This is a genomic window from Uliginosibacterium sp. 31-16 (genome assembly GCF_030730865.1).
GTDB lineage: Bacteria > Pseudomonadota > Gammaproteobacteria > Burkholderiales > Rhodocyclaceae > Uliginosibacterium.
Genome location: NZ_JAVALZ010000003.1, coordinates 212,384 through 238,293, shown reverse-complemented (window position 1 = coordinate 238,293; position 25,910 = coordinate 212,384). Strand labels below are relative to the sequence as shown.

Here is a 25,910-nt window from a genome sequence, read left to right as displayed (position 1 = left end):
AAGCCCGGCGCGACAATCTCCTGCAATCTAAAGTGTCACGCCGGCATGAAATAATCCGGGCCGGTTTCACTGATCTTCCATTCCATGACCATCACACCCTTCTCCGCTCTGGCCTGCCCGCTGGATGGCGGCCCTTTGCTACACAAAGGCAGCTGCTGGTGCTGCGCCGCCGGCCACAGTTTCGACATTGCAAGTCAGGGCTACACGAATCTGCTGCCGGTGCAGAACAAGCGCTCGCTGGACCCGGGCGACAGCAAGGAGATGGTGGCGGCGCGGCGGCGCTTTCTCACGGCAGGCCATTACGCGCCGATTGCCGGGCTGGTGAGCCGCGCGACACTGGCGGATCTGCCCGCCGGCGCAGCCTGTCTGGATGCGGGCTGCGGTGAAGGCTATTACCTGCGCCAGCTGACGGCCACGGCCAGTCAGCGCGGACAGGATCTGGCGGTACTCGGTCTGGATATCTCGAAATGGGCGGTGCTGGCTGCTGCCAAGCAGGGCAAGGATTGCGCCTGGGTGGTGGGCAGCAATGCCAAGCTGCCGGTGCTGCCGGCCACGCTGGACCGGGTGCTGTGCATGTTCGGTTTCCCGGTCTATCCGGAATTCGCCCGCGTGCTGAAACCGGGCGGCCTGCTGCTGCAGGTAGATGCGGGGCCGGATCATCTGCGCGAATTGCGCGAAGTGATCTATCCCACGCTGAAGCCGGCGCGCGAACCCGACGCGCAGGCGCCGGACGGATTCACCCGGCTGGATGACGAATGCCTGCGCTTCCACTTCCACATTGCCGGTGCCGAGCCGATTGCCGATCTGCTGACGATGACACCGCATCTGTACCGCGCCAATGCAGAGGGCCGCGCCCGCGCAGCGGCCCTGACGGAGATCGCGCTGACCGCCGATGTGCGCCTGAGCCGCTTCGTGCGGAGCGCTGCCCGCTAAGCGGGCAGCATGCTTGCCGACAGGCTGGAAAAGGACGACCAACGGCAGCAATCCGTGCCGCTTATCGGGCTTTTTGCACCGATTTAACCGGGAACACACGTGATCATGCAAAAAATGTCTAGCCAAGCAATTCCTCTTCCCTATAATGGTTAAATCTTGCAACTTAGTACTTTCGTCATAAACCTGATCATTTCCAGACAAAACCATCGTGGCCACGGATCGACCCGCTTCGACTGCTGCGAAACTGCCCCACTCGCGCCTGTGCAATTCCTTGCAAGCCAGACCCGCGACGGAGCAGCCTTACGTATTTGAAGCGCTGCGCGAACTGGCCTTCGAAACCTGTCTGGAAGTTGCAGGATCCACCTTGCGTATCGGTCTGGCCGCCTCGGCCTGGCAGCTTGAGCAAGCGCGCATGCTGCTGGAAACCTTTCACCCTGCCCCCCGCAAAAGCACCCCTGCCGACACACCGGCCATTCCCGCCAATGAGCGCGCCGTGGCGGTAGCCCTGCACGTTTCACCGGTTCACAGCAGCCAGCGCGCCCAGGGCGTCATTACCCTGCGCCGGGACAGCGAAGCCGGCCTGACCCTGGATCGTCGTCACCGCGAAGCGCTGGATGGCATGCGCGCGCAGGGCGCCCGCCTCGTTGAAGTCGAACAGCTGGCCTTTGACCGTCAGGCCCCGCGCAACGCCATGATCGCGCCAATGATCCGGGCGCTGGCCGGCACGGTCGAAACCTGGGGCGCAACCGACATCATTGCCGAATGCACGCCGCTGGATGCCGGCTTCTACTGCAGCAAGCTGGGTTTCAAGCGTCTGCACAAAACCGGTGATACCGGCAAAGTGCTGCTGTATTTGCCGGCCCAGCGCATCGCTCGCCTGCAGGCACGCATCGCCTCGCGCTGAGGCGCCGCCCAGGCCACCGAGCCCGATGGCTGCGCTCCGAAAAATCCTGCCGGGCTGCCTGCTTCTGAGTGGCCTGCTCGTCTGCCCGACACTGCTTCACGCCCGCTCCGACGGGCCGCTCACTGATCTGAATCCGCCGGCAAGCGCCAGTGCGCCGCCACACTCGGCGGTGCTGTTTTCCACGCGCTGGGAGCGCCCCGAAGCGCTGGCGACGGCCACGGCATTCGGCGCCACGCACGTCACCTGGCTCTACCCCAAGACCCGCGATTACCTCGCTGCGCTGAAAGCGGCCGGCCTGCAGGTGGGCAGCACGCTGAACGCCAATCAGGCGGTGCCGGATGAGGGTCTGGCGCGCTCGCTGGAAGGCGAGGCGCTGATCGCTCCGTGGATGCAGGCCTGGAAGGCGCGCTGGATCAGCGTCTCCAGCCAGGCGTCCCGCAAAGCCTTGGTGGACGCGGCTGAGCGGCACATGGCCTGGGGCGCGAGCGAAATCCAGTTCGACGATCCGGCACTCGCCACGGCCAGCTTCAACTGGGGCGGCGATTTCTCCGACGCGGCAGTGCAGAACTTCGGCCGCTGGCTCACCGGCCCCGGCGTCGGGCTGTTCCCGGATCTGCCCGCCGAAACCCGCAGCGGCAGTTTCGATTACCGGCGCTGGCTGCAGGGACAGGGGCGGGGGCTGGGCAGCACGCCGGCCTATCTGGCGCGGCGCACGCGGCTGTCGCTGAACCCGGCCTGGGAGCGCTTCCACCTGGAAGAGGTGCGTGGCTTCTTCAACGAGTTGCGCCAGCGTCTGCACGCGGCATCGCCCGCCGTGGCGCTGAACCTGAACCTCACCAATCCGCGCCCTGACGCGCGCAGTTTCAACCTCATCGATCTGGCCGATGGCGTGATGAGCGAAACCTCGGCCGGCGATCTGGCCAACGCGGCGCTCGGCGCGGCCACCGTGCAGGGCGTCGGCGCCAGCTATCACCCATCCCTGCAGCCGCAGGACGTGGCGGCCACGCGCCGCCAGATCGCCGGCTTCTACGCACTGGGCGCCCTGCCACTGGTGCCCTGGGATGTATACATGCCGGACCTGATCGGGCCGGACAAACAGCGCACGGCCCAGCCGCGCTACTTCGGCCGTGCGGAAGACTATGCCGATCTGTACCGCTTCGTGCGTGCGAATCCGGATCTGTTCGACCGGCGCGAAGGCCTCGCCAGCGTACTGCTGATCTGCCAGGTGGAACACTTCAAGGCGGCCGAGGTGCTCGACATCGTGCGCGCCCTGCAGGCCCGCCAGATTCCCTTTGCATTGATGGTGGCACGCAGCGCCTATCCGGCCCGGACGCTGGATGCACAACGCATCGCGCAGGCCCCTGCGGTGATCTTCGCCTCGGCCTTCAGCGGCCTGGATGCGGCCAGTCAGCGTGCGCTGGACGCGGTGGCGCACACGCGGATCACGCTGGCGGATCTGGATGCTGCGCGCGGCAGACTCGCACCGCTGCAGGTCGATGGCGACGGCATCCTCGCCTTGCCGCGGTTCGACCCGGCGCGCCCGCAGGAACTGATTGTGCATCTGCTGCGTAGCGGTGATACGCGGCCGGGCGCCGTCACGCTCAGTCTGAATCCGGCCCTGCTGCCTTTCCGGCAGATCCGCCGGGTGGACCTGTACAGCCCCGCCAGACCGGCCGCACAGACCGTTCCCGTGCAGGGGCTCGCGTTCAGTGTTCCGCTTGAAGGAGAATGGGCGACCCTGCGCATCCAGCTTCAGTAAGCCCATGCACGTCGTCCCCACTCCTGCCGCTGTCTGTTCCCAGCCTCCGTGCGGATGCCGGGCGTGAAGCATTCATCGCGCATCCTGCTTGCCGCCGCGCTGCTTGCACTGAGCGGACTGGCGACGGGTATCTGGCTGCTGCGCCCGGCGCCCGCCGCGCTGCCCCACGACGCCTATATCTGGCAACGCCAATGGAACGAGCCGCTGCGCGAGGCCATCGCGGAGAGCCGCGCGCAGATTCGATCCTGGCGGGTACTGCTCGCCCAGGCAGACCAGACGGGCGTCTTCAGGAATGCATCGCTGGAAGCGCCGCCACTGGCGGCTTCCGGACGACCTGTCATTGGCGTCATCCGCATCGAGGGGCAGATTGCGAATTTCGACGAAAGCCGCTTGGTTGCCGGCATCCGGGCCACTCTGGACGCGGCGCGCGACAAGGGACTGAGGCTCGCCGGCGTGGAGATCGATCACGATTGCGCCAGTGCGAAGCTACCGCGCTACGCCGCCTTTCTCGCCCGCCTGCGTGCCGAACTGCCTGCTGCACGACCGCTCGCCATCACCGCCCTGCCCGCCTGGCTGGATGCACCGGGCCTGCCCGCCGTGCTGGCGCAGACCGATGAAGCTGTGCTGCAGGTGCATGCGGTCAGCAATCCGCAAAGCGGCCTGTTCGAGCCACGCCGGGCGCTGGGCTGGGTGGAGCGCTTCAGCCGGCTCAGTCCGGTTCCCTTTCGTGTCGCACTGCCCGCCTACGGCTCGCAGCTGCGTTTCGATGCCTTCGGCAACCTCGCCGGCGTGGAGAGCGAAATGCCTCTGCTGGGCGCAGCGGGGCGACGCGAGGAGATGATCGTGGCGCCGCGCGATGTGCAGCGCCTGCTGCGCGAGCTGCAGGCACATCCGCCGGCGCGGCTGACCGGCTTCGCCTGGTTCCGCCTGCCCACCGGTGAAGATCGCCGCAGCTGGCAGCCCGCCACCTGGCGCGCCGTGCTGCGCGACGAAACGCTGGCCGAGGCCGTCACGCTCAGCGCACGCACCAGCGCCGACCCGCAGCTGTTCGATCTCGTCGTGCACAACCCGGCGACGACAGATGTGCCGCTGCCTGCCCGCATCACCCTGCCGGCGGCCTGCACGCTGGCGGATGGTACAAACGGCTATGCCTTCCTTGCCGGCACGCAAGACAAACCCGCCCTGCTGCGGGCACAATCCGGCCTGCTCCGCCCGGGACATGAACTCGTCATCGGCTGGGCGCGCTGCCCCTACAACCCGGAATCCGATCTGCATGCCCAGCCCCAGCCTTAAGCTCCTTCGCCTCCTGCTGCCCGCCACCCTTCTGCTGGCCGCGGCCATCGCCATCGCCTGCGGTTTCGAGTTCTCCAACCTCCTCGCCGAGCGCCGGGTTACGCTGCTCGCCCCGGTCGAAAACAACTTCTATTTCGATGCAGCACACCTGCTGCCGGCGCCGAAGCAGAAGCTGCCCGGCGGCAGTGCCGATGCATACAACTACAGCCCTGATGGCACAGTCGACGAGCCCGACATCTCCGACGCGGAGAAAAAAGGCCTGAGCGAACGGCAGTACGCGCTGATCGGGCAGATGCGTGCTGCGGAGGATGGTGACGCCGCCTATGCCCTCGGCAAGGGGCTGCCTGAAGATGTGCGCCTGTACACCGCCGCCGCCGTCGACTTCCATCTCGCATGGAGCGACGCGAAGTGCTCGGAAGTCGGCGAAGATGGCAAGGAGACTCCCACGGAATGCGATGACGAAACCCCCTCGCACGAGCGCCAGGCGCGCAAACGCTTTGAAGCTGTTCTCGCCCTGCCGGCCAGGGAGCGCAGCTTGCGCGGCGTCTGGGCGGCCTATGCTCTGGCGCGCAATTACGACGAAAACAGCCACACGGCCCCGCTCGACAAAGCCGACGCCGCCTTTGCCCTGAGCCGCAAGCTGGCCTTCGAAGGCGGCAGCGATCCGCTCGGACTGGCGCTGGACAGCTTCGGTGCGCTGGCCCGGGCGCACCTCAAGCGCGAGGATTTCACCGGCGCGGTCGCGCTCTACGCCGAGCAGGCCAGCCATGGCTCGATCAGCGCCACCTCGTCACTGCGCATCGTTGCCGAGCGCATGCTGAGCAAGCCGAAAACGCTTGAAAAGCATATCGCCTCGCCGCTGGTGCAACGCCTGTTGATCAGCTACGTGCAGGCCTATGGCAATTCCGGCGAAGCCGCCGCACTGGGCGTCGCCAATGCCAGTGAGGCCCCACTGCTGCTGGAGGGCGAAGCAGAGAAAGCCACTACGCCCCAGCGCAAGCCCTCGCGCCTGAGCCTGCTCGTGGATGCACTGGAAAAGGCCGGCATCAGGCAACCGGCTGACGCCGACCGCCTCGCCGCCATCGCCTACCAGCAAGGCAAATTCGAGCTGGCGGCGCGCTTCAGCAGCGCCAGCAAGACGCCGCTGGCCAGCTGGATCAAGGCCAAACTGGCCCTGCGCGCCGGCAAGCAGGCCGAAGCCCTCGCACTTTTCGCCGAAGCCCTGCGCAGTGCCCGCGAGGCCGGCACGGCGCTTGTCCCGCCCAACACGCTGGCGCGCCTGCAGGCCGAACACGGCACGGCGCTGCTCGCCCAGGGCGATTTGCAGCAGGCTTTCGAGCAGTTCTACAGCATGGACGACCGCTACTGGCTGGAAACCGCCTACCTCGCCGAACGCGTGCTGACGGTCGACGAACTCAAGCAGTTTGTGGACGCCAAAGTCCCGCAGACGAAGCTTCCCGAAGTCAAGGACCCGTCCGGCTGGTCGGATCTGACCGACCGCGCGCCGCATCTGCGCGACCTGCTCGCCCGCCGCCTGATGCGTGCCGGGCGCTACGACGAAGCTCTGGCCTATTTCCATCAGGCGGAAGACAAGCGCTTCCCCGATCCTGAAGCGCGTGAACAAGCCCGCGCCTTTGCCCGGGCCCTGAGCGCTGCTGATCGGGCATGGACCCGGGCCGGCCGCGCCGAGTCGCTCTATGAAGCGGCCCACATTGCCCGCTGGCACGGCATCAATATCTTCGGCACGGAAGGCGACCCGGATGTGTTCTTCATGCGCGGCAGCACCTGGTCCGTCACTACTGCGCCAAAAACCAGCGATCTGGCCGGCAAGGATGAAGTACAGCGTTTCGCCGCCAGCGCGGCCCAGCCTGACTACTCGTATCACTACCGCTACCGTGCGGCGGCGCTGGCGATGCAGGCGGCCGACAATCTGCCACCGCGCTCCGAAGCCTATGCCGAAGTGCTCAACAATGCCTGCAGCTGGGTAAGGCTGCTTGACGCGAAGGAGTCCGGCAAGATCTATCAGCGCTACCTGAACAACGGCGCCTATCTCGAATGGGCCGCAGAATTCGGCCAGAACGAGATCGAACCGGGCTTCCACCAGGCCCGCTGGTTCACGCTCAAGCAGGAACTGCGCGATTTCCGCCGCTGGACCCGCCAGCACAAGCCGCTGGCCATGGCGACGCTGGTCAGCCTGGTGCTGGCAGGCGCTGCGCTGATCTACCTGTTACGCCGCCGGCATCTGCGCCGCAAAGCCTCCCTCCCGCAGCCCTGATCAAACCTTCCTGCCGAGTTCAGCCATGGAAAACCTCTATCCCGCCGGCCCCGCCGTCGTACCCGCCGACCTGACCCGCCCGAGCAAGGCTTACCAGCATCGCGCCTGGCTCGCCATGGGTGTGCTGGCCCTGTTCGTGCTGCTCTATCTGTTCCTCAGCGGCTGGTTCGCCTGGACGGCCTGGCGCCTGTTCGCTGCGGCGGTCGAGGGCGGCGGCGATGCTTTCCTGGGCGTCATCGTCGGCGCCTGTGCGGCCTTTCTGGCGGTGTTCATGCTCAAGGCCCTGTTCTTCGTCAAGCATGGCAGCGACAGCAAGGATGTCGAGATCACCGCGCGGGAACAGCCGCGCCTGTTCGCCTTCCTGCACCGCCTTGCCGATGAGGCCGGCGCACCGCGCCCGCACCGCGTGTTCCTGTCTGCACGCGTCAATGCCGCGGTGTTCTACGACCTGTCGGTGCTGAACCTGATCCTGCCTTCGCGCAAGAATCTGGAGATCGGTCTCGGCCTGGTCAATGTGCTCAACATCGGTGAATTCAAGGCGGTCTGCGCCCACGAATTCGGCCACTTTGCCCAGCGCTCGATGGCGGTGGGCCGCTGGGTTTATATCGCCCAGCAGATCGCCGGTCACATCATCGCCAAACGCGATGCGCTGGACAGCTTTCTCGAAGGCCTGTCGCGCGTGGACATCCGCATCGCCTGGGTCGGCTGGATTCTGCGCCTGATCGTGTGGGCCCTGCGCTCGCTGCTGGACACCGCCTTCATGCTGGTCGTGCTGGCGCAGCGCTCACTGTCGCGCGAGATGGAAATGCAGGCCGATCTGGTCGCCGTATCACTCACCGGCAGCGACGCCCTGATCCACGCCCTGCACCGCCTGCAGGTCGCCGATGATGCCTGGGACCGGACCCTGGGTTTCCTCAACGGCGAGCTCGCCAACAAGCGCGCGCCAAAAGATGCGTTTGCCATCCAGAGCCACATCATCACGCGCATGGGTGCGCTGCTCAATGTGGCCGATTACGGCCAGGAGCCGCCACGCCCCGCTGGCGACCCGGCCTCGCACCGCCTGTTCAAGGCCGAGATCGCCCAGCCGCCACGCATGTGGTCGACCCACCCGCTCAACCATGAGCGCGAAGAGAATGCCAAGCGCAACTACCTGGCGGCCGAGGGCGATGCCCGCAGCGCCTGGCAGCTGTTTGACGAAGTCGAATCGGTTCGCGAGAACGTCAGCGCCAGTCTGTTCACCGCGCCGGACCTTGAACCGGTTCCGAGCGAAGAAGCCATTGCCCGTCTGGACGAACACTTCAGCCGCGAGCACCTGAACCGCGCCTATCGCGGCGTCTATTACGGCCGCTCGCCGGTGCGCGCAGCCGCCAAACCCGCTGATCTGTACGACGCACTGGACGGTGCAGCGACGCAGCTGGATGCGCTGTATCCCGAATCGATCTCCGCCGAACTGGAACAGGCCAGCAGCCTCGAAAAGGAAAAGTCCCTGCTGGAAAGCCTGCACGAAGGGAGCCTCAAGGCGCCGGGAGATGTGATCCGCCACCGCGAGCGCAGCCTCAAGAAAAACGAGCTGCCCGCAGCCATCGCAGCAGTGCAAGCCGAGCTGAGCGCCGTGCAGGCCCGCATCAGCGCCCATGATCGCCTCTGCCGCACGGCTCACCGGGCCGCCGCCGCACAGCTGGGCAATGGCTGGGAGGATTACGTGGTCGGCCTGGCCAGCGTGCTGCACTACGCCGATCACAATGAAGCCAACCTGCAGGATGCGCGGCGCAGCCTCAACAACGTGATCGCGCTGGCCACGGCGACCCGCCGGGTCAGCTCCAGTGATCGCAACCGCATCGTTGCCGAAGCCAACAGCCTGTACAACCTGCTGGACCAGCTGTTCTCGCGCAGCAGTGAAGTGAAGCTGGATGCCGCCCTGCTCGCCCGGCTCGAAATTGCCAGCTGGGCCGAAGGAATTGGCGAACTCGGCCTGCTCGGCGCCACCGGCGAGAATATCGGTGAATGGATCAAGGTCGTCGACGGCTGGGTCGACCACGCCACCGGCATTCTTGGCGCGTTGCGCCGCCATGCGCTGGAGGAACTGCTGATCACCGAGGCCAAGCTCGCCACCTGGCTGCGCGCAGGCAGCACGCCGGAGACCGCACCGGCCGCATCCAGCGTACCGGCCGCCTTCCCGGTCTTGCTGCCGGGGCAGGAACGCAAGCTGAAAAGCCGTCTGGACTGGTGGGGCCGCTTCCAGACCGCTGACGGCATCGTTCCGACGCTGGCCCGTCTGGGCGCCGCCGGGGCCATTGTCGGCGCAGTCCTCACCCTGGGTGGCGCCGTCGGCAGCAGCACGATCACCGTGTACAACGGGCTGGATCGCAGCGTGCGCGTCGATGCCGGCGGCAAGGTTCTGCAGCTGGCCGCACACAGTTTCAGCTCCACCGACTCGCCCGGAAAGGGCCACTACACCATCAGCGCCCGCACCAATGAAGGCGCCGAAATCGAGCGTTTCGAGGTCGATCTGAGCAGCAGTTTTGCGACCCATATCTACAACGTTGCCAGTGCCACGCCGCTGGTGGAATGGACGGCCAACTACGGCAACGTCGGCCCCATTCCGGAACGTCCGCTCGGTGCGCCACGCTGGAGCACCAGCAGTGTCGACCACGTGTTTACCGATCCGCCCAGCCAGATTTCCAGCAAGAGCGGTGGCGGCACGCGCAGCGCCCTGTCTGCCGCTCCGGCAGACGCCACGCCGAGCCAGATGCTGGGCATCCTGAGCAGCGACGCGGAGCGCAGCGCGCTGATCAAGGCCCACGCCCGCTGGGACGGCGCCCACACGCCTTACCTGATGCACTGGCTATCCCTCGCAGCGCAGACCGGCGAGCAGGCGCAGATCATCACCGCCCGTCTGCAGGACGATCCGGCCGAAGTCATCGCGCGGCGTTTCGAGCAGGATGCCGCCACCGATCCGGCCGCCCACGCCCGCGTTTGCGCAGCCCACACGGCACTGCTGCAGGCCACACCGGACAATGCGGATCTGCACTATCTCGCCGCGCGCTGCCTCGCCGACAAGACCGCCAAAGCCGAGGCCTTCATCACGGCCCAGCAGAAATGGCCGAAAAACGGCTGGCTGGCCTATGCCGCCGGCTATACCCACGCCGAGCAGCAGCGCTGGGCACAGGCACAGGAAGCCTGGGGCATCGCCCGCGCGGCCGACCCCGCCCTGGCCAGCATCGTCAGCATCGACATGGCGCGGGCGCGCCGCCTGCAATCCGGCACGCAGGCCGATCTGGGCGATCTGGCGCGCAACTCGCCTGGCCTGCGCCAGATGCTGATGCTGGAAAAAGACAGCCCTGAGCTGGAAGGCCCCGCCAAGGCCTACGCCCTGCTGGCCCAAGGCAAGCTGGAGGAGGCCCTGCAACGGGTCAGCAAGACCCCGGCCGAAGCCCTGCTGCTGCGTCTGGCGGCCAGTTCGGACAAGGCCAGCGCCGCCCTCGTCAGCCGCGCCCTGAGCCTGCCGGATGGCGAAGGGCTGGATGAAACCAGCCTGCCCTTCACCCTGGCCCTGGCCTTGCGCGAGAAAGCCGACACGCGTGCCTATGCGGAAACCCTGCGCCGCATCCAGCCCGAATACGCGGACAAGATGCTGAGCTTTCTGCTCAACGCCCAGGCCGGCAGGATCGCCGAGGCCGAACAGGCACTTGTGGGACTGGAGCCGCAGGTGCTCGGACAGACCTGGGGCATGGGCGTCATCTTGCTCGGCCAGCAGGCACCGACCAACTGGCGCAACGGCGCCAAGCGCCTGCTCTTCGTACCGGAGCGCCCCTGGTTCTTGTAAGCCACAACAAGATGCCTGAAGAGCCGCCTGTGGCAAGGCTCTTCAGGCAGAATGGCTGGAGAGGCAACAGCAACGCAGATCTCCGGGCACCCCGCCTGAAGAGGTCCGCCACAAGCGGCTCTGCGAGCAGAGTCTGTTGAAACAACAACGCCGGCACTCGCCGGCGTTGTTGTTTCACCCGGGCGCGCCTCCGGTCACTTCGGTGCGTTTTTCCCCAAGGAGCTCTCGCGCAGCACCATCTCGTGGTGCATCAGCGACTCTTCGGGCTGAGCGCAGGCGGCCGGATAGGGCTCACCGCGCCGCTCACAGATGCGCCGCACCAGCTGGCGCAGGGCCCGCTCGGCCATCTCCGGCGTGTTCTGGTTCATGGTCGACAGCGGCGGGATGAAGAAAGCGCTTTCAGGCAAATTGTCGATGGCCATCACGGCAAGATCTTCCGGCACGCGCAGGCCCATCTGATGCGCTTCATAGAGCACGCCCAGCGCCATGCGGTCGCTGCCGACAAACACGGCATCCAGATCCGGGCAAATCTCCAGCAGACGCTTGAGGCCGGGGCCGCCGGTACCGGGCTCCCAGTCGCCCTCGGCGAAATACTCCTTGCATTCAGGCAAACCGGCCGCATCCAGCTCGGCGCGCCAGCCCTTCACCCGCTCCTGCGCCACCCAGCGATCCATCGGTCCGGAGATGTGGCCGATCCGCTTGCGCCCCAGACTGATCAGGTGCCGCGTCACGACCCGACCTGCGTCGAAGTTGTCGTAGGCGACCGTGTCCACGCCGGCCCGCGCCTTGGCGTTGACCTGCACCACCGGCATCGGCAGGGCATTCAGATCGAAGGTGTCCAGCCAGGCATGGCTGTCGCCCACTTCCGGGCCGGCCCAGATCACGCCATCCACCTGGCGCTCGATCAGGTAATCCAGCATGGTATGGATCGCCGCCGGGCTGAAGTCCGTCAGCTCCTTGATCAGCAGCGCATAGCCCATCTTGTCGGCCTGACGCACCATGCCGATATACGCCACGCCTGAAGTCAGGTAACCCACCCCGCTGCAGCCGACGATGCCCAGCGTATAGCTGCGCCCGGTGCTGAGCTGGCGCGCCAGCGCGCTGGGGCGAAAGCCCAGCACGTCGATGCACTGCAGCACCTTGACGCGGGTTTCCTCGGTCACGTGCTCGCTGTCGTTGATCACGCGCGACACGGTCTGTTTGGAAACACCGGCCAGCTTGGCCACATCGGCGAGCGTTATCCGCTTGTCGCTACTCAAGTTGTTTGCCACGTCTGATTTCCCTCGGCGGATCGCCCACACATTTCACTCTGACCAGCCGCAAGTACGGCCTGGCGACGGTTCCTGTTACGCACTCACGGGGAAATCCGGAACTCCATGACTGCGCCGTCCCCAGAAGTCGTCATTTGCGCCGGATTATCGCCTGAAACCCTCTTTCGGCACATACATGCAACCGTGCATTCATACAACATTCGAACAAAAAACGGTTGCGGCCTCTTGGTCACCCACACACAATCACTTCACAACAACCGCGCAGATCGTGCAAGCAGAGTCCTCTGCCGACTCGTCCCTTGCCCGACAGTCGCCAGAAACCGGGGGATACAAAATGTCGCATGCTCTGTTCAGCGCCCGTTGCGGCGCATTCGTGCTGATCGCCTGCCTGCTTGCCGCCTGCGGGGGAAGTGGTGGCGGAGGTGGCAATGCTGGCTCAGGCGGTACGTCTTCGTCATCGTCAAGCAGTTCCTCTTCGGGAAGTTCGTCCAGCAGTTCGAGCAGTTCCTCTTCGTCAGGCAGTTCCTCTTCAAGTTCGGGGGGCAGCACGCTCGCCGCGCCAACAGATCTTGCCGTGCCAACCCTGGCGTACGACGACACCAGTATCCATCTGGTCTGGAAGAAGCCAGCCAGTTACGCCAGCATTACCGACTACAACGTCTACATGAACGGCAGCAAGATCGGAAGCGCCTCGCTCAACAACACCACGAACTCGCCTGCCAAACCTTATATCGACACCTTCTATGCGGCAGACACAGTCGGGTTCCACACCAAGATCACGTTTCACAACTATACGGTCACCGGACTGACGCCAAATACCAGCTACAGCTTCACGGTGCGTTCAGTAGATGCCAGTGGCAACGAATCGACCGACAGCACCTCTTTCACACACAAGACAGCTCCGGCGTTTACGAACGTCGTCAACATTGCCACGGCCGGCGCCCTCGGCGACGGCAGCACCGTCAACACGACCGTTATCCAGAATGCCATCGATACCTGCGCGGCAAGCTCAAGCTCGGCCTATGGCTGCAAGGTACTGGTGCCCGCCAATGACGCCAGCGGTGCAGTATTTGTCACCGGCGCCCTGTATTTGCGCAGCAACATGACGCTGGAAATTGCGGCAGGCGCCACGCTAAAGGCATCCACATCCACCACCGACTTCCCGCTGGCCAGTGGCTATCAGCTCTACAACTTTGCCACCAACAGCGTTGACGACCGTCGCCCGCCATCCCTTCTCAATGCCTTGAGCAGTTCGCACCGCAACACGACGGCCGCTGCCCGCACCGGCTACGACGACACCCGCGGCGCATTCAGCAATATCCGGATCACCGGCAAGGGCGTTCTGGATGGCAGTGGCTGGAACCGTCTGACAGACATTACCGATGAAAAAGGCAACGCATTGCCTCAATACTCCTCAGGCAGCCAGAACACCTACGCCACCCTTGGCTTGCTGGCCAAGGACCAGATGGCGGCAGCGGTGGCCGAATTCACCAGCCCGAACAGCACCACCATCGGATACCTGTACAGCAACCGCCGTTCCAGCCTCACCACCTTCCGTGGCGTCAATGGCATCTATGTAGGCGGACTGACTTTCCGCAACCCTGCCTACCACGGGGTCATGTTCGTCGAGTGTCAGAACATCGTCTTTGCCGGAACGGTCAGCCAGACCTATGACACCAGTAACGGCGACGGGGTGGAATTCGGCAACAGCGAAAACATCACCGTCTACAACAATTTCTTTGACACCGGCGACGATGACATCAACTTCGCCGCAGGCCAGGGGCTCAATTACGAATCCGGCAACCCGGCGCAGAACGCCTGGATCTTCAACAACTATCTGCGCGAAGGTCACGGTGGTCTGGCCATGGGCAGCCATACATCGGCGTGGATTCAGGACATCCTGTACGAAGACAACGTGCTGTACCACACGGACAACGGCCTGCGCATGAAGAGCACCCCGGCAACCGGTGGCGGGGTGCGGCGCGTCACTTTCCGTGACAATGCGATCAAGGATGCCACCACCAACGCAATCATTGCGACAGTGGCCTATAACGCAGGCAGCAACGTTTTCACCAATGCCAGTACTGCCGCGCAGTTCCATCACATCACCGTCCAGAACATCACGATCGACAATGCCTCCAGCAGCAATACCAAAGCCCCGATCGCCATCGACGGCTACGCGGGCACCGACGCCGCGTTGCCTTCTTACACGGAGACCTTCGAGGAGTATTTCACCTTCGATAACCTGAAAATCACCGGAGCCAAGCCCACCAGCATCAGCCGCCTGAAAAACAGCGCGTTCAGCAATGTGACCATCACCAACGTCACCGGTGACACGACGCCGTGGGTGTTCTCGAACTCATCGAACAACACCTTCAGCAACGTCAGTCCGGCCCCTTGATGGTGCGAACTCAGAGCTGAACACAGCGCCCTGCACATCCGCTCCCCGCCTGCCTCTCCGGCCAGCCTGTCGGCAAAGGCAGGCGGGGAGCGGCTCTTCAGGCATGCCTCGCAGCCGTCTGAACTCCGGACTACCTGCGGTTTACCCCGTAGAATGCGCCTCCCCCATCCGACCGGCGCACGTCCATGACGACTCAAGAACATTTCATCCCCGGCAAGGATGCTTCCCTCGAAGCCACCATCGCCACCCTGCAGGGCAAGCTCGCCGCCATCGGTTTCCGCGCCGAAGAGCACAGCTGGCTCAACCCGGTCGACAACGTCTGGTCGGTGCATCTGCGCGACGCGGATTGCCCGCTGCTTTACACCAACGGCAAGGGCGCCACGCAGCTGGCGGCACGCGCCAGCGCACTCGGCGAATTCTTTGAGCGCCTCTCGTGCAACTATTTCTGGTCGCACTACTACCTCGGCGAGACCAACGCCACAAGAAAGTTTGCCCACTACCCGCAGGAGAAGTGGTTCGCCACCAACGACGAATGGGACTGGCCCGAGGGCATCCTGACGCCCGAGCTGCAGAAGTTCTACAACCCCGGCGGTGAGATCGACGCGGAGGCACTGGTCGATCTGAACACCGGCAATCTGGAACGCGGCATCTGCACGATTCCCTACGTGCGCCAGCGCGACGGCGTGACCGTACATGTGCCGGTCAACATCATCAGCAACCTGTATGTGAGCAACGGCATGTCAGCCGGCAATACAGCACCGGAAGCCCGTGCTCAGGCACTCTCCGAGGTGCTGGAGCGCCATGTGAAGTTCAAGGTCATCCGCGAAGGCCTGTGCCTGCCGGCAGTGCCAGAAGATGTGATCGCCCGCTACCCGGCGATCGCCGCCGGCATCAAGGGTCTGCGCGACGCCGGTTTCGGCATTCTGGTGCGCGACGCCTCGCTTGGCGGCGAATTCCCGGTCATGAACGTCACCCTGCTCAATCCGCACGATCAGGGCGTATTCGTCAGCTTCGGCGCCCACCCGCGGTTTGAAGTCGCGCTGGAGCGCGCGCTCACCGAGCTCCTGCAAGGTCGTGCGCTCGCCGCGCTGGATGGTTTCCCACCCGCCAGCCATGATCTGGAAGACGTTGCCTCGGTGCCGAACATCGAGATCCACTTCGTCGATTCTTCCGGCACCGTGCACTGGGATTTCCTCGGCAACGAACCGGATTTCGAGTTCTGTGACTGGAACTTCGCCGGCACCACCACCGAAGACTTCGAGCGCCTCGCCGACATCATCCATGCCGCTGGCCACGACATCCTGATTGCCGACTTCACGCACCTGGGCGTGTATGCCTGCCGCATCCTCGTGCCCGGCATGTCTGAAATTTACCCAATCGACGAGCTCGATTTCGACAACAACAGCGTTGGCAACGACCTGCGCCCTTCCATCCTGCAGTGGCAGGAAATGAGCGAGCCGCAATGCGCCGAGTTGCTCGAAGCGCTGAACGACATCGATCTGGACGAGCAGAAGCCGGTCGCTGCCCTTATCGGTCTGGCTGCCGACCCAGGCACCCTGTGGGAAGACCTGCGCGTGGGCGAACTCAAATGCCTGCTGGCGCTCGCCATCGGCGACGAAGATGCGGTGGATGCCGGCCTGCAATGGGTCGGCAACTTCGGCCAGCTCAACCCGGCACGGCGCCGCGTATACAGCTGCATTGAAAACCTGCTGCGACTGGACGACGACCACATGTACATGGAGGCGCTTCTCGGCCTCTACGGCAAGGAAACGCTGGATCTCGCCATGCGTACGCTCAGCGGCGAACTGCGCTTCTTCGGCACCCCTTCGCCGGGCATGAATCTCGACGGCTGCGTGATGCACGGCAAGCTGCTGGCGGCCTATGCCAAGCTGCAAAAGATGAAGTAAGGAGCAAGAGCCCCGTCTTCCCGCGAAGCGCCCATTCCGCCAGGAGTGGGCGTTTTGCTTTGCAGCAACAGGCGCCTTGCTCACATCCACCAGCCCGCCCGGTCCGGCAAACAGAAGCCATTCCCTTGATCTGTTCCAACTCAAGAAGACCGTGCGATACGCTAGGCTGGCAAGACCACTTCATCACAAGGTCGTTCCGGTGTTCCATCAAGGGAATCCACCCGGCTTCCCGATGCACGCTACGGAGTCTCGATGACGATTTCCCTGCCCTTGCGCATCAGCCTGATCTCGATGGTGTTCGCCGCGGCGGTCACGCTGGTGCTGAGTGCGCTGGGAGGGCTGTTCCTGTATCAACAACAGTACGAAAACGCACATCTGCGCGCCAGACAGGCCAGTGAAGAGCTGGCCGTGCGTACCGGACGTCTGGTGGCCCTGGAGATGCGGCTGGAGGATCTGGTCGACTTCGACGAACAATGCGCAGAGGTCATCCACAACGACCCGTTGCTGCGCGGGGCGGCCATCCTTGGTCTGCAGGGGCAGGTGCTGTATCACAGCGGACCGGAGCCATTGGGCTGGCCTGCAGGCGCGGAGCTGCCGGATGCAGATGCTTCACATGCGGTGAATTCCGCAGCAGGACGCCTGTTTGCCAGTCCGATTCTGCATCCATCGGGCGCGGTACGTGGCTACACCCTGGTGCTCATCAACAATGCCGCGCTGATTACCTCGACCCTGGGCCGGATAGGCTGGCTGCTGGCCTGCGGGCTGCTGCTGTTTGCAGTCGGCCTGCTCATCCAGCAGGCCATTTTCTGGCGTTCCGTGGGGCGGCCACTGGCGGAGCTGGTGCGCACGGCGGACAGCATTCAGCCGGACACACTGCAGGAGTTGCCGACACTGCCGGATGGCCGGAATGACGATATCGGCCGGCTCTATCTGGCGTTCTCGCGCCTGATGCACCGCCTGCTGGAGGCCCGGCGCGAGCTGCTGGCGCAGAACGAACAGCTGGAAGCTGCGGTACGCGAACGCACCGCCGAGCTGGAGCGGGTCAATGGCGAGCTGGCTCTGGACATTGAACGGCGCAAACAGCTCGAAGGTGAGCTGCGCCTGATTGCCAACACGGATGTGCTGACCGGGCTGGCCAACCGCGCCTTCATCCTGCCCTGTCTGACACGCAGGCTGGAACAGGCCCGGCATGGTGGCACGCCGCCGGGGCTGATCCTGTTCGACTTTGATGGTTTCAAGGCGATCAACGACAGGTACGGTCATGCCATCGGCGACCGGGTGCTGCAACTCATGGCCCGGCGTCTGCAGCAGGTGTGCCGCCAGAATGACCTGCTGGCCCGCTTCGGTGGCGATGAGTTTCTGGTGTCCTTTGATGCCGACAATCCGCATCAGGCCGAGGCTCTGGCCCGCCGCATCATCGGTCAGTTTGAAGCGCCCCTGCATGTTGAAGGGCTGGAACTGAAACTGGGGGTCAGCCTGGGCATCGCGCTTTATCCGCAGCATGGCAGACAGCTCGAAACCCTGATGGCGGCGGCTGATGCGGCGATGTATGCAATCAAGGCGAGTGGCGGTGGCCTGCTGTTTGCAAGCCCTCAGGATGCCTGAGCCTAGATCGGATCGCCCTTGGTCTTGCCCCGCGTCTTCGGATTCCGCGCCGGGCTGCTGTTTTCCAGACGAGTCACCCGGGCCTGGGCGTCCTTGGTGTCTCCCGTTTCGGCCATCTCGGTGCTCACGAGTGCCCGCTCGATCTGGACGATGACTTCCTGAGCGGTCGCTCCGTCCAGACGCAGGATGTTCTTGCGGGCGCTGACGCTGACCCGCGTCACGGACGTCGACAGGATTTCAAGCTCGACATCGATATCAAGATCGGCCACGCGCCCTTTCAGAACCTGGCCCTTCTCGGTGGCATCGGTCGCTTCGAACTGGAAACTCATGCGCCGTGCCGCCATCAACGAGGCCTTTTTGACCCGCGGCAAGGGCTCGCTGAAGGTCCGCGCCGCCACGCCATTCACCTGATGGCTGATACCCGCGCCAGCCCCCGCCCCCACCAGGCTCAGCGCCAGCGGCGCACAACCGCACAGGCTCAGGGCGAGCATCAGGATGCTGCCGCGCAGAATTCCGGCGAACGGAAGGGTGGAGCGCAGCAAGGGGGAACCGGGTTTGTTCATACTGCCAATTTAATCAGCGCAGACGACTTGCCACAACGCATTCCGGTCACCAGCCGATGAAGGCGCAAGGAAGCCGGGCGAGCGGCAAGCGGGTTTTCCGTGCCGTGCGTCCGGATGTGCTGGCAGCAAGCTGCGATCAGCTAGGCACGATCAGCAGCCCCTGCCCGCAGAGCCTCTGCTGGCGAGCGTATGCAGGCAGGCATGCGTGAAACTCTTGCGGGACATGACTTTCCGGGCATGCACCTCATAGAAGCCCGCCAGATACGGCTCTGCAGCCACCTGCATCACGGCGTACCAATGAACAGGTACCAGTGCGAGGAGGAATTGCGCGCATGTCCCCAGCCGAGGTACATGATGCCCAGCGGAGTCTCACCGCCAAGGTAGAGGGCGTTGGATGTCAACCAGCCCTGCCGGTTGAGTTCGGTCATGCGCCCATCGACGCGCCCGGCCTCCATGGTCGCCCCCAGTCGCATGTCGCCGCGCAGCCCCAGCGGCATGCGGCCGATGATGCGCTCCACGCCAAGGCTGCCGAAACTGAGCGAGTCGCCCATGATCTGGTCGTTCACGTAACCGGAGAGATTCCTGAAGCCGCCCAGCGTGGCGGCGTCGTAATACGGCAGGCGCCCCTGCGGCGAGCTGATGTGTCGCGCCTGACCGTTGAGCACGAAATCACGCCAGGTCCAGGCACCTTTGGCCTCAACCGACAGCTTGCTGTAGCGATACGTCGCGGAATCAAAATAGCGCCCGCTGAAAGACCAGCCTTTCTGCGGGAAATACAGACGGTCGAAATTGTCGATATCCAGCCGCACCTCCGGTCCGCTGCTCCACTTGCGCTCCTCGGGCAGCAGGGGCACGCCGGTTTCGAGCGTGTAGACGTATTCGCGCCCGCTCCAGCCGGCGCGAATCTGCCCGGAGCTGCCAAAGGAGGTGCCCGCTGCGAGCAGGATCTCACCCTTGCGCACCTGGTATTCGGCGAGATTCCAGTTGTCCACGTACAGCGACTGCTGGGTGCGGCGATAACTGATCTGCGGCTGGAAGAAGAAACGCTGCGCAGGATCCAGCGGCTGGTAGAGTTCCAGCCCCAGCGCGGAGGATTGGCCCAGCTCGCCGAGCAGCAGCATTTCGCCGCCATAACTGTTCAGCCAGGTCTTGTGGAGGCCACCGCGCAGACCGAAGTTGGCGCTTTTGCCGATCACGCTCTCCAGCTTCAAACCGAAGCGCAGGTAATCCGGCCCCCAGGGCTTTTCGATGGGCGTGATGCGCAGCACGCTCTTGTCGTGCTCATTGATCACGCTGTAATCCACCGATTCGTAATCGCCGTCGCCGTACACACGCAGCAGATCACGCCTGATCTGGCTGGTGTCGGGCGCCTGACCATCCTTGACGGTGATGTGGCGTTTCACGACTTCGGGATTCACATGCTTCAGACCGGCGATTTCAATCGCATCAATGCGCCGGGGCGGCAAAGCGGCGTCATCAAAGCGCTGACGCCAAGCCAGATAGGCCGCCTGGTCCACAGCCAGACGACGCAATTGCGGCACGATGGCTTCTGCGGCCACACGGCCCCGGTCTGCGGTTTCGGCGTTGCGCGCGAAATCGCCGGCCGAAATGCCATTCAGATCGGGGCGCAGATAGATATCGCGGGTCTTGTCCAGACTGGCAATGGACTGGGTGACATTCTGCTCGGTGAGGATGTTGACCATCTGCGCCGACACGGTCAGCAGCGAACCAACCTCCTCGGCCTTGAGCAAGGGAGAGCCGACATTCACCGCGATCACCACGTCGGCCTTGCAGAGCTCCCGTGCCTCGCGTACCGGCAGATTGTCGACCAGCCCGCCATCGACGAGCTTGCGTCCGCGATACTCCAGCGGCGCGAGCAGGCCGGGCACCGACATGCTCGCGCGCATGGCCTGAGTCAGGCTGCCATCACGGAACACCACGCGCTCGCCTGTGCCGATGTCCGTTGCAATCAACGCGACAGGCAAGGGCAAAGCCTCGATCTGCGGATCGCCCCGCTCGGCATGCACCAGTTGGTTGAAGAACAGCTTGATCTTCTGTCCGACCACCACGCCGGACTGATACTGCACGCCAGCCTTGCCGAAGCCCATTTCCGAGCCGGGCAGGAATTGCTGCGAGATCAGGTAATTGCGATAGCGCAGTTCGGTCGAGGTGGGATTGTCCTGAAACATGTCGTTCCAGTCTGCTTCACCCAGTTGCGTACGCATCTGCGCCGGCGTCAGGCCGGCGGCATAGGCACCCGCCACCAGCGCCCCCATGCTGGTGCCGGCCACACAATCCACCTTGATGTGTTCGCGCTCCAGCACTTCCAGCACGCCGATGTGCGCCGCCCCGCGAGCCCCCCCTCCGCCCAGGACGAGGGCAACACGCGGCGGACTTTCGGCCGCACTGGCGTGCGCCCCAAGCATGGCAAGCAGACAGCAGAGAATCGTGCGCATCGGTTTCATCGGGCGACGGAAGCGAAAGGGTTTCAAGGCGCGAGGCAGATCAATGCCTGCAGCATGCTCTGCGAGCATAAGCGAGTACCGGAAAAGAAACCAGCCTGCACCTGCCTGAAGAACCGCATGTGACGTGGCTTGAGAAGCAGGCATGCTGGCAATGCAGGGGCCATGCGGCACGCCGGGCATGCCTGGCGGAGAAGTCCGCCAGCAGCGGCTCTACAGGCAGCAGTGCCGAGATTACTTCACCCGCACCGCGCTCTTGGGCCGGAAGGCCTTGCTCACGGTGGCATGGGTTTCGACATACGGCCCGCCAATCAGGTCGATGCAATACGGCACGGCGGCGAAAATCCCCTCGACCAGCAATTTTCCGTCAGCATCGCGCAGGCCTTCGAGCGTTTCGCGGATGGCCTTGGGCTGGCCCGGCAGATTGATGATCAGGCTCTGCCCGCGAATGACAGCGGTCTGGCGCGAGAGGATGGCGGTGGGTACGAAATGGCGCGAGATGCGCCGCATTTCTTCGCCGAAGCCTGGCATCTCCCGATGCGCCACGGCGAGCGTGGCTTCCGGAGTCACGTCGCGCGGCGCCGGGCCGGTACCGCCGGTGGTAACGATGAGCTGACAGCCCGCCACGTCGGCCAGCTCGATCAGGGTCGCTTCGATCACCCCCTGCTCGTCAGGGATCAGGCGCTGCACAGCCTCCCAGGGGCTGGCAAATGCCGCGCCGAACCACTCCAGCAGCGCCGGCACGCCCTGATCGGCATACACGCCGGCAGAGGCACGGTCGCTGATGGAGACGACCCCGATGCGCAGCATTGCGTCCACTCGCAGCAGATCACTCATCCGCCGGCCCGCCGTGATGGCGTCCGTGATGGCCGTCATCCTCGCTGTTGTGATGCGGATGTTCGGTACGTGCACCCACCTCTTCAAATTCCCGCAGGATCTGGAACAGCTCGCGATAAGCCTTCGGCGGCTTGTTCTCGGCACGCTCCTTGATGGCATTGCGACGCAGCTGGCGCATGCGATGCAGGTCGGCGGCCGGATACAGATTGCCGATCTCGGTGAGCATGCTTTCGTCTTCGAGGAAGCGCTCGCGCAACCTCTCCAGCCGGTGCATCTTGGCGATCTCGACATTGGATTTGCCGGCAATGGCTTCCAGCGCCCGGTGGATCGGCTCGACCTCTTCGTTGCGCATCAGCCGGCCGATGTACTGCAGCTGACGGGCACGTGCGCCGTTCGAGGTAATACGTGCCATCTCGGCCAGCGCTTCGCGCAGGGAGTCGGACATCGGGACTTTTTTCAGGCTCCCCGAGCCCAGCTCGGTAAGCTTCTTGCCCAGATCCTGCAGGGCGTCCATGTCGCGCTTTTTCTGCGACTTGCTGACAAAGTAGGAGTCGTCGTCGATTTCGTGTTTTGGGGTCATTGCCTGTGTGAGGCGGGGCCGGCGCGCAGATATCTGGCACCCGCCCGCGCCATGCGGGTCTCAAGACGTTAAGATTATAGCCTTTCGCATCATCTCCACCTCCCCTCATGGCCAAGAAGCAAGACAGTTTCAGTTATTCCCAGTCCGCACTGCACGATCTCGCACAGGAAATCCTCGACTACGCCAGGGCCAGCGGCGCCAGCGCGTGCGAAACCGACATCTCCGAGGGCTTTGGTCGCAGCATCAGCGTACGCCGTGGCCAGCTCGAAACCATCGAATACAACCGCGACAAGGGCATCGGCGTCACCGTCTACCTCGGCCAGCAGCGCGGCCACGCCAGCTCGTCCGATTTTTCGCGCAGCGCCCTGCGTGCCTGCGTGGATGCCGCCCTGTCGATTGCGCGTTTCACCGCTCCCGATCCGGCCGCCGGCCTGCCCGACGCAGAGCGCCTGTGGCACGGCAAGGCCAGCGCGGCCAGCAAACTGGACCTGCACCACGCCTGGAAAATTTCGCCCGAAGCCGCAACCGAGATCGCCCAGCGCTGCGAAGCCGCTGCGTTTGACGTCAGCCCGCAAATCACCAATTCCGACGGCGCCAGCGTGTATGTGCAGGAATCGCAATTCATGTCGGCCAACAGCCTGGGCTTCTGCGCCGGCTTCGCCACCTCGCGCCATTCGATTTCGGTCGGTGTGATCGCCGGCGAAGGCGATGCCATGCAGACCGGCGACTGGTACAGCTCGAAGCGCGACCCGCGCGAACTGGCCGATCCGGCGGCCATCGGCGATTACGCTGCACGCCGTGCTCTGGCCCGTCTGGGCTCGCGCCGCGCACCGACCGGGGAAGTGCCGGTGATCTTCGAAGCACCCCAGGCCTGCGGTCTGCTCGGCAGTTTCGTGAATGCCGCCAGCGGTGGCAGCCTCTACCGCAAGGCCAGCTTCCTGCTCAACGCACTCGGCCAGCCGATCTTCTCGGACACAATCCACATCGACGAGCTGCCGCACATTCCCAAGGGCATGGGCAGCACCCCCTTCGATGACGAAGGGGTCGCCACCCAGGCACGCGAAGTGGTTTCCGCCGGCGTGCTGCAGGGCTACTTCCTGGGCAGCTACTCGGCACGCAAGCTCGGCATGCAGAGCACCGGCAACGCGGGCGGCTGCCACAACCTGATCCTGCGCCCCGGCGACAAGAGCCTGGTAGAACTGGCACGTGAAGTCGGCCGCGGCCTGCTGGTCACCGATCTGCTCGGCCAGGGCGTGAATTACGTGACGGGGGATTACTCGCGCGGAGCCGCCGGCTACTGGATCGAGAATGGCGAAATCAGCCATCCGGTGCACGAAATCACGATTGCCGGCAACCTGCGCGAGATGTTCCGCAACATCGTTGCCACCGGCAATGACACGATCATCCGTGGCGGCAAGCAGTGCCCGTCACTGGTCATCGGCAGGATGACCATTGCCGGGGAATAGGACACCATCCCGGCGGGTAAGGGTATTCCCTCCTGCTGGGGTTTCAGACGCCCTCTGATAATCAAGGGCGATTTTTTGTTCATTCACGAGGGGGAGACAAAGTGCAACGTCGTTCATTCCTGAAACAAGCCAGTGTCGGTCTGGCCGCCGGAGCCGCCGCCAGCGTTGCGGCCACGCCGGCCCTGGCGCAGACCGCTGCGCTGCCAACGATCAAATGGCGTTTGGCCTCAAGCTTCCCGAAGAGTCTGGACACCCTCTTTCATGCCATCGAAACAGTGGCCGCCCACGTGAAAGCCGCTTCGGGCGGCAAGTTCGAGATCCAGCTTTTCGCCGCCGGCGAGATCGTGCCCAGCGCGGCCGTGCTGGATGCAGTCAAGGACGGCACCGTCGAGATGGGTCAGTCTGCCAGCTACTACTACGTGGGCAAGGATCCGACATTCGCCTTCGACTGTGCCGTGCCCTTCGGCCTGAACAGCCGTCAGCAATCAGCCTGGATGTGGTCTGGTGGCGGTCTGGATCTGATGCGCGATCTGTTCAAGGATTACAACATCCACAACATCCCCTGCGGCAACACCGGCGTGCAGATGGGCGGCTGGTTCCGCAAGGAGATCAAGAATATCAGTGACATGAAGGGCCTGAAGATGCGCATCGCCGGCATCGCGGGTCAGGTCATGGGCAAACTCGGTGTGGTCGGCCAGCAGATGGGCCCGGCCGACATCTACCCGGCACTCGAAAAAGGCACTATCGACGCCGTCGAGTGGGTGGGTCCGTATGATGACGAGAAATTCGGCTTCAACCGTGTGGCCAAGTACTACTACTACCCGGGTTTCTGGGAAGCCGGCCCGCAGCTCTCCGTCTACATCAACCTGAAGAAATGGGGCGAGCTACCCAAGGAATACCAGCAGATGCTGGAAGACGCCTGTGCCTTTGCTCACGCCCAGATGCAGGCCGACTACGACGTGAAGAACGTTGCAGCCCTGCGTCGTCTGGTAGCCGGCGGCACGCAGCTGCGCGAATTCCCGAAGGAAGTGATGGTCGCCGCACAGGCGGCAACCTTCCAGCTCTACGACGAATTCGCCGCCAAGTATCCGAAGTTCAAGAAGGTCTACGCTCAGTGGAAGAAATTCCGCGACGACCAGAATCTGTGGTTCAAGGTCGCCGAGCGTGCCTACGACAGCTTCATCTATTCGCAGACCACCACGCGCCGCTAGACGGCAGCGGTAGCGCGCCCACGAAGCCCCGCCATGTGCGGGGCTTTGTTATGATGCGTTCTGCATGACAGGCATGGCCGGCATGAAAACGATCCGGCTATCCGGGATAGCAGGTTTCAGCGCAGTACAACTCAAACTTTCAGGGAGCGAAAAATGAATTGGTTTCTCGATGTTGTGAAGAACAAGTACGCAACCTTCAGTGGCCGCGCACGCCGCCAGGAATACTGGATGTTCACCTTGTTCTACATCATTGGTTACGTGGTGCTCGCAGTCATCGATGCAGTGGTTGGAACCATGGTTCTTGCGCTCATCTACAGCCTGGCACTCCTTCTTCCTTCACTTGGCGTGGCGATCCGTCGTCTGCACGACACCAACCGCAGTGGCTGGTGGCTGCTGATCAGCTTCCTTCCGCTGATCGGTGCAATCGTCCTGCTCGTGTTCCTCGTAACAGAAGGTGAAAAGGGCGACAACCAGTATGGTCCGGATCCCAAGGCCGAGGCCGCCTGAGGTTCAACTCCTCTGCATCAGGGCCCCATCTGCGGATGGGGCTTTTTTTCATCCAGGAAACCCGGCGGACACTCCGCGAAGCGGCATTCCCTGCAGGCTCAGGGCAAATG

General features: G+C 64.0%; 17 protein-coding genes. 12 read left to right on the top strand and 5 right to left on the bottom strand.

Annotation, left to right across the window (positions count from 1 at the left end; genetic code table 11):
• The first annotated feature begins 84 nt into the window (after positions 1-84).
• The 6 genes from Q9Q94_RS12880 (at position 85) to Q9Q94_RS12855 (ending at position 10,990) form a co-directional block, all read left to right on the top strand.
• Positions 85-933 carry a putative RNA methyltransferase gene (locus Q9Q94_RS12880; protein ID WP_305980486.1) on the top strand — a complete coding sequence of 283 codons (849 nt, stop codon included), beginning with the start codon at positions 85-87 and terminating at the stop codon, positions 931-933.
• A 208-nt stretch (positions 934-1,141) separates the two neighbouring features.
• On the top strand, positions 1,142-1,837 hold the full coding sequence (locus Q9Q94_RS12875; RefSeq protein ID WP_305980485.1) for a hypothetical protein: 696 nt from the start codon (positions 1,142-1,144) through the stop codon (positions 1,835-1,837).
• A 25-nt stretch (positions 1,838-1,862) separates the two neighbouring features.
• Complete coding sequence (locus tag Q9Q94_RS12870; protein WP_305980484.1) at positions 1,863-3,596, top strand: hypothetical protein; 1,734 nt, start codon at positions 1,863-1,865, stop codon at positions 3,594-3,596.
• A 63-nt stretch (positions 3,597-3,659) separates the two neighbouring features.
• Positions 3,660-4,889 (top strand): DUF3142 domain-containing protein, encoded by a 1,230-nt coding sequence (locus Q9Q94_RS12865; RefSeq protein WP_305980483.1) that lies wholly within the window; start codon positions 3,660-3,662, stop codon positions 4,887-4,889.
• The gene (locus Q9Q94_RS12860) at positions 4,870-7,164 is read left to right on the top strand and encodes a hypothetical protein (protein ID WP_305980482.1); all 2,295 of its coding nucleotides are present in this window, start codon (positions 4,870-4,872) and stop codon (positions 7,162-7,164) included. Before Q9Q94_RS12865 ends, Q9Q94_RS12860 begins: the two co-directional genes overlap by 20 nt.
• Before the next feature lie 25 nt (positions 7,165-7,189).
• Positions 7,190-10,990, top strand: coding sequence for a M48 family metallopeptidase (locus tag Q9Q94_RS12855; protein ID WP_305980481.1), 3,801 nt, complete (start codon positions 7,190-7,192; stop codon positions 10,988-10,990).
• Positions 10,991-11,184: 194 nt separating this feature from the next.
• On the opposite strand, the gene Q9Q94_RS12850 is transcribed toward Q9Q94_RS12855, so the two are convergent.
• Positions 11,185-12,261, bottom strand: coding sequence for a LacI family DNA-binding transcriptional regulator (locus Q9Q94_RS12850; protein ID WP_305980480.1), 1,077 nt, complete (start codon positions 12,259-12,261; stop codon positions 11,185-11,187).
• A 334-nt stretch (positions 12,262-12,595) separates the two neighbouring features.
• Between Q9Q94_RS12850 and Q9Q94_RS12845 the strand changes: the two genes are divergently transcribed.
• The 3 genes from Q9Q94_RS12845 to Q9Q94_RS12835 all read left to right on the top strand — a co-directional run bounded on the left by Q9Q94_RS12845 (position 12,596) and on the right by Q9Q94_RS12835 (position 18,174).
• Positions 12,596-14,662 carry a glycoside hydrolase family 28 protein gene (locus Q9Q94_RS12845; RefSeq protein WP_305980479.1) on the top strand — a complete coding sequence of 689 codons (2,067 nt, stop codon included), beginning with the start codon at positions 12,596-12,598 and terminating at the stop codon, positions 14,660-14,662.
• A 185-nt stretch (positions 14,663-14,847) separates the two neighbouring features.
• Positions 14,848-16,569, top strand: coding sequence for a 30S ribosomal protein S12 methylthiotransferase accessory factor YcaO (gene ycaO, locus Q9Q94_RS12840; RefSeq protein WP_305980478.1), 1,722 nt, complete (start codon positions 14,848-14,850; stop codon positions 16,567-16,569).
• Between the two features lie 252 nt (positions 16,570-16,821).
• On the top strand, positions 16,822-18,174 hold the full coding sequence (locus Q9Q94_RS12835) for a diguanylate cyclase domain-containing protein (protein WP_305980477.1): 1,353 nt from the start codon (positions 16,822-16,824) through the stop codon (positions 18,172-18,174).
• 2 nt (positions 18,175-18,176) lie between these two features.
• Here the strand turns inward: Q9Q94_RS12835 and Q9Q94_RS12830 are convergent, their stop codons facing one another.
• The 4 genes from Q9Q94_RS12830 to yjgA all read right to left on the bottom strand — a co-directional run bounded on the left by Q9Q94_RS12830 (position 18,177) and on the right by yjgA (position 22,616).
• Positions 18,177-18,737 (bottom strand): DUF3568 family protein, encoded by a 561-nt coding sequence (locus Q9Q94_RS12830; RefSeq protein ID WP_305980476.1) that lies wholly within the window; start codon positions 18,735-18,737, stop codon positions 18,177-18,179.
• Positions 18,738-19,021: 284 nt separating this feature from the next.
• A complete protein-coding gene (locus Q9Q94_RS12825; RefSeq protein WP_305980475.1) occupies positions 19,022-21,193 on the bottom strand; it encodes a patatin-like phospholipase family protein in 2,172 nt (723 codons plus the stop codon).
• 240 nt (positions 21,194-21,433) lie between these two features.
• Positions 21,434-22,036, bottom strand: coding sequence for a molybdopterin adenylyltransferase (gene mog, locus Q9Q94_RS12820; protein ID WP_371929851.1), 603 nt, complete (start codon positions 22,034-22,036; stop codon positions 21,434-21,436).
• Positions 22,029-22,616 carry a ribosome biogenesis factor YjgA gene (gene yjgA, locus Q9Q94_RS12815; RefSeq protein WP_305980474.1) on the bottom strand — a complete coding sequence of 196 codons (588 nt, stop codon included), beginning with the start codon at positions 22,614-22,616 and terminating at the stop codon, positions 22,029-22,031. Before yjgA ends, mog begins: the two co-directional genes overlap by 8 nt.
• Positions 22,617-22,723: 107 nt before the next feature.
• Here yjgA and pmbA point away from each other — a divergent pair, with 107 nt between their 5' ends.
• From pmbA to Q9Q94_RS12800, 3 genes are all read left to right on the top strand, one after another.
• A complete protein-coding gene (gene pmbA, locus Q9Q94_RS12810; RefSeq protein ID WP_305980473.1) occupies positions 22,724-24,082 on the top strand; it encodes a metalloprotease PmbA in 1,359 nt (452 codons plus the stop codon).
• A gap of 101 nt (positions 24,083-24,183) precedes the next feature.
• Entirely contained in the window at positions 24,184-25,293 is a 1,110-nt protein-coding gene (locus tag Q9Q94_RS12805; protein ID WP_305980472.1) for a TRAP transporter substrate-binding protein, read from the top strand.
• A 153-nt stretch (positions 25,294-25,446) separates the two neighbouring features.
• Positions 25,447-25,800, top strand: coding sequence for a DUF805 domain-containing protein (locus Q9Q94_RS12800; protein ID WP_305980471.1), 354 nt, complete (start codon positions 25,447-25,449; stop codon positions 25,798-25,800).
• The last annotated feature ends 110 nt before the right edge of the window (positions 25,801-25,910 follow it).

What these genes read in the sequence shown, in the direction of transcription:
- Q9Q94_RS12880 (WP_305980486.1), top strand. Translation starts at nt 85, where the DNA reads ATGACCATCACACCCTTCTCCGCTCTGGCCTGCCCGCTGGATGGCGGC.
- Q9Q94_RS12870 (WP_305980484.1), top strand. Translation starts at nt 1,863, where the DNA reads ATGGCTGCGCTCCGAAAAATCCTGCCGGGCTGCCTGCTTCTGAGTGGC.
- Q9Q94_RS12860 (WP_305980482.1), top strand. Translation starts at nt 4,870, where the DNA reads ATGCCCAGCCCCAGCCTTAAGCTCCTTCGCCTCCTGCTGCCCGCCACC.
- Q9Q94_RS12855 (WP_305980481.1), top strand. Translation starts at nt 7,190, where the DNA reads ATGGAAAACCTCTATCCCGCCGGCCCCGCCGTCGTACCCGCCGACCTG.
- Q9Q94_RS12845 (WP_305980479.1), top strand. Translation starts at nt 12,596, where the DNA reads ATGTCGCATGCTCTGTTCAGCGCCCGTTGCGGCGCATTCGTGCTGATC.
- ycaO (WP_305980478.1), top strand. Translation starts at nt 14,848, where the DNA reads ATGACGACTCAAGAACATTTCATCCCCGGCAAGGATGCTTCCCTCGAA.
- Q9Q94_RS12835 (WP_305980477.1), top strand. Translation starts at nt 16,822, where the DNA reads ATGACGATTTCCCTGCCCTTGCGCATCAGCCTGATCTCGATGGTGTTC.
- Q9Q94_RS12830 (WP_305980476.1), bottom strand. Translation starts at nt 18,737, where the DNA reads ATGAACAAACCCGGTTCCCCCTTGCTGCGCTCCACCCTTCCGTTCGCC.
- Q9Q94_RS12825 (WP_305980475.1), bottom strand. Translation starts at nt 21,193, where the DNA reads ATGCGCACGATTCTCTGCTGTCTGCTTGCCATGCTTGGGGCGCACGCC.
- mog (WP_371929851.1), bottom strand. Translation starts at nt 22,036, where the DNA reads ATGAGTGATCTGCTGCGAGTGGACGCAATGCTGCGCATCGGGGTCGTC.
- yjgA (WP_305980474.1), bottom strand. Translation starts at nt 22,616, where the DNA reads ATGACCCCAAAACACGAAATCGACGACGACTCCTACTTTGTCAGCAAG.
- pmbA (WP_305980473.1), top strand. Translation starts at nt 22,724, where the DNA reads ATGGCCAAGAAGCAAGACAGTTTCAGTTATTCCCAGTCCGCACTGCAC.
- Q9Q94_RS12800 (WP_305980471.1), top strand. Translation starts at nt 25,447, where the DNA reads ATGAATTGGTTTCTCGATGTTGTGAAGAACAAGTACGCAACCTTCAGT.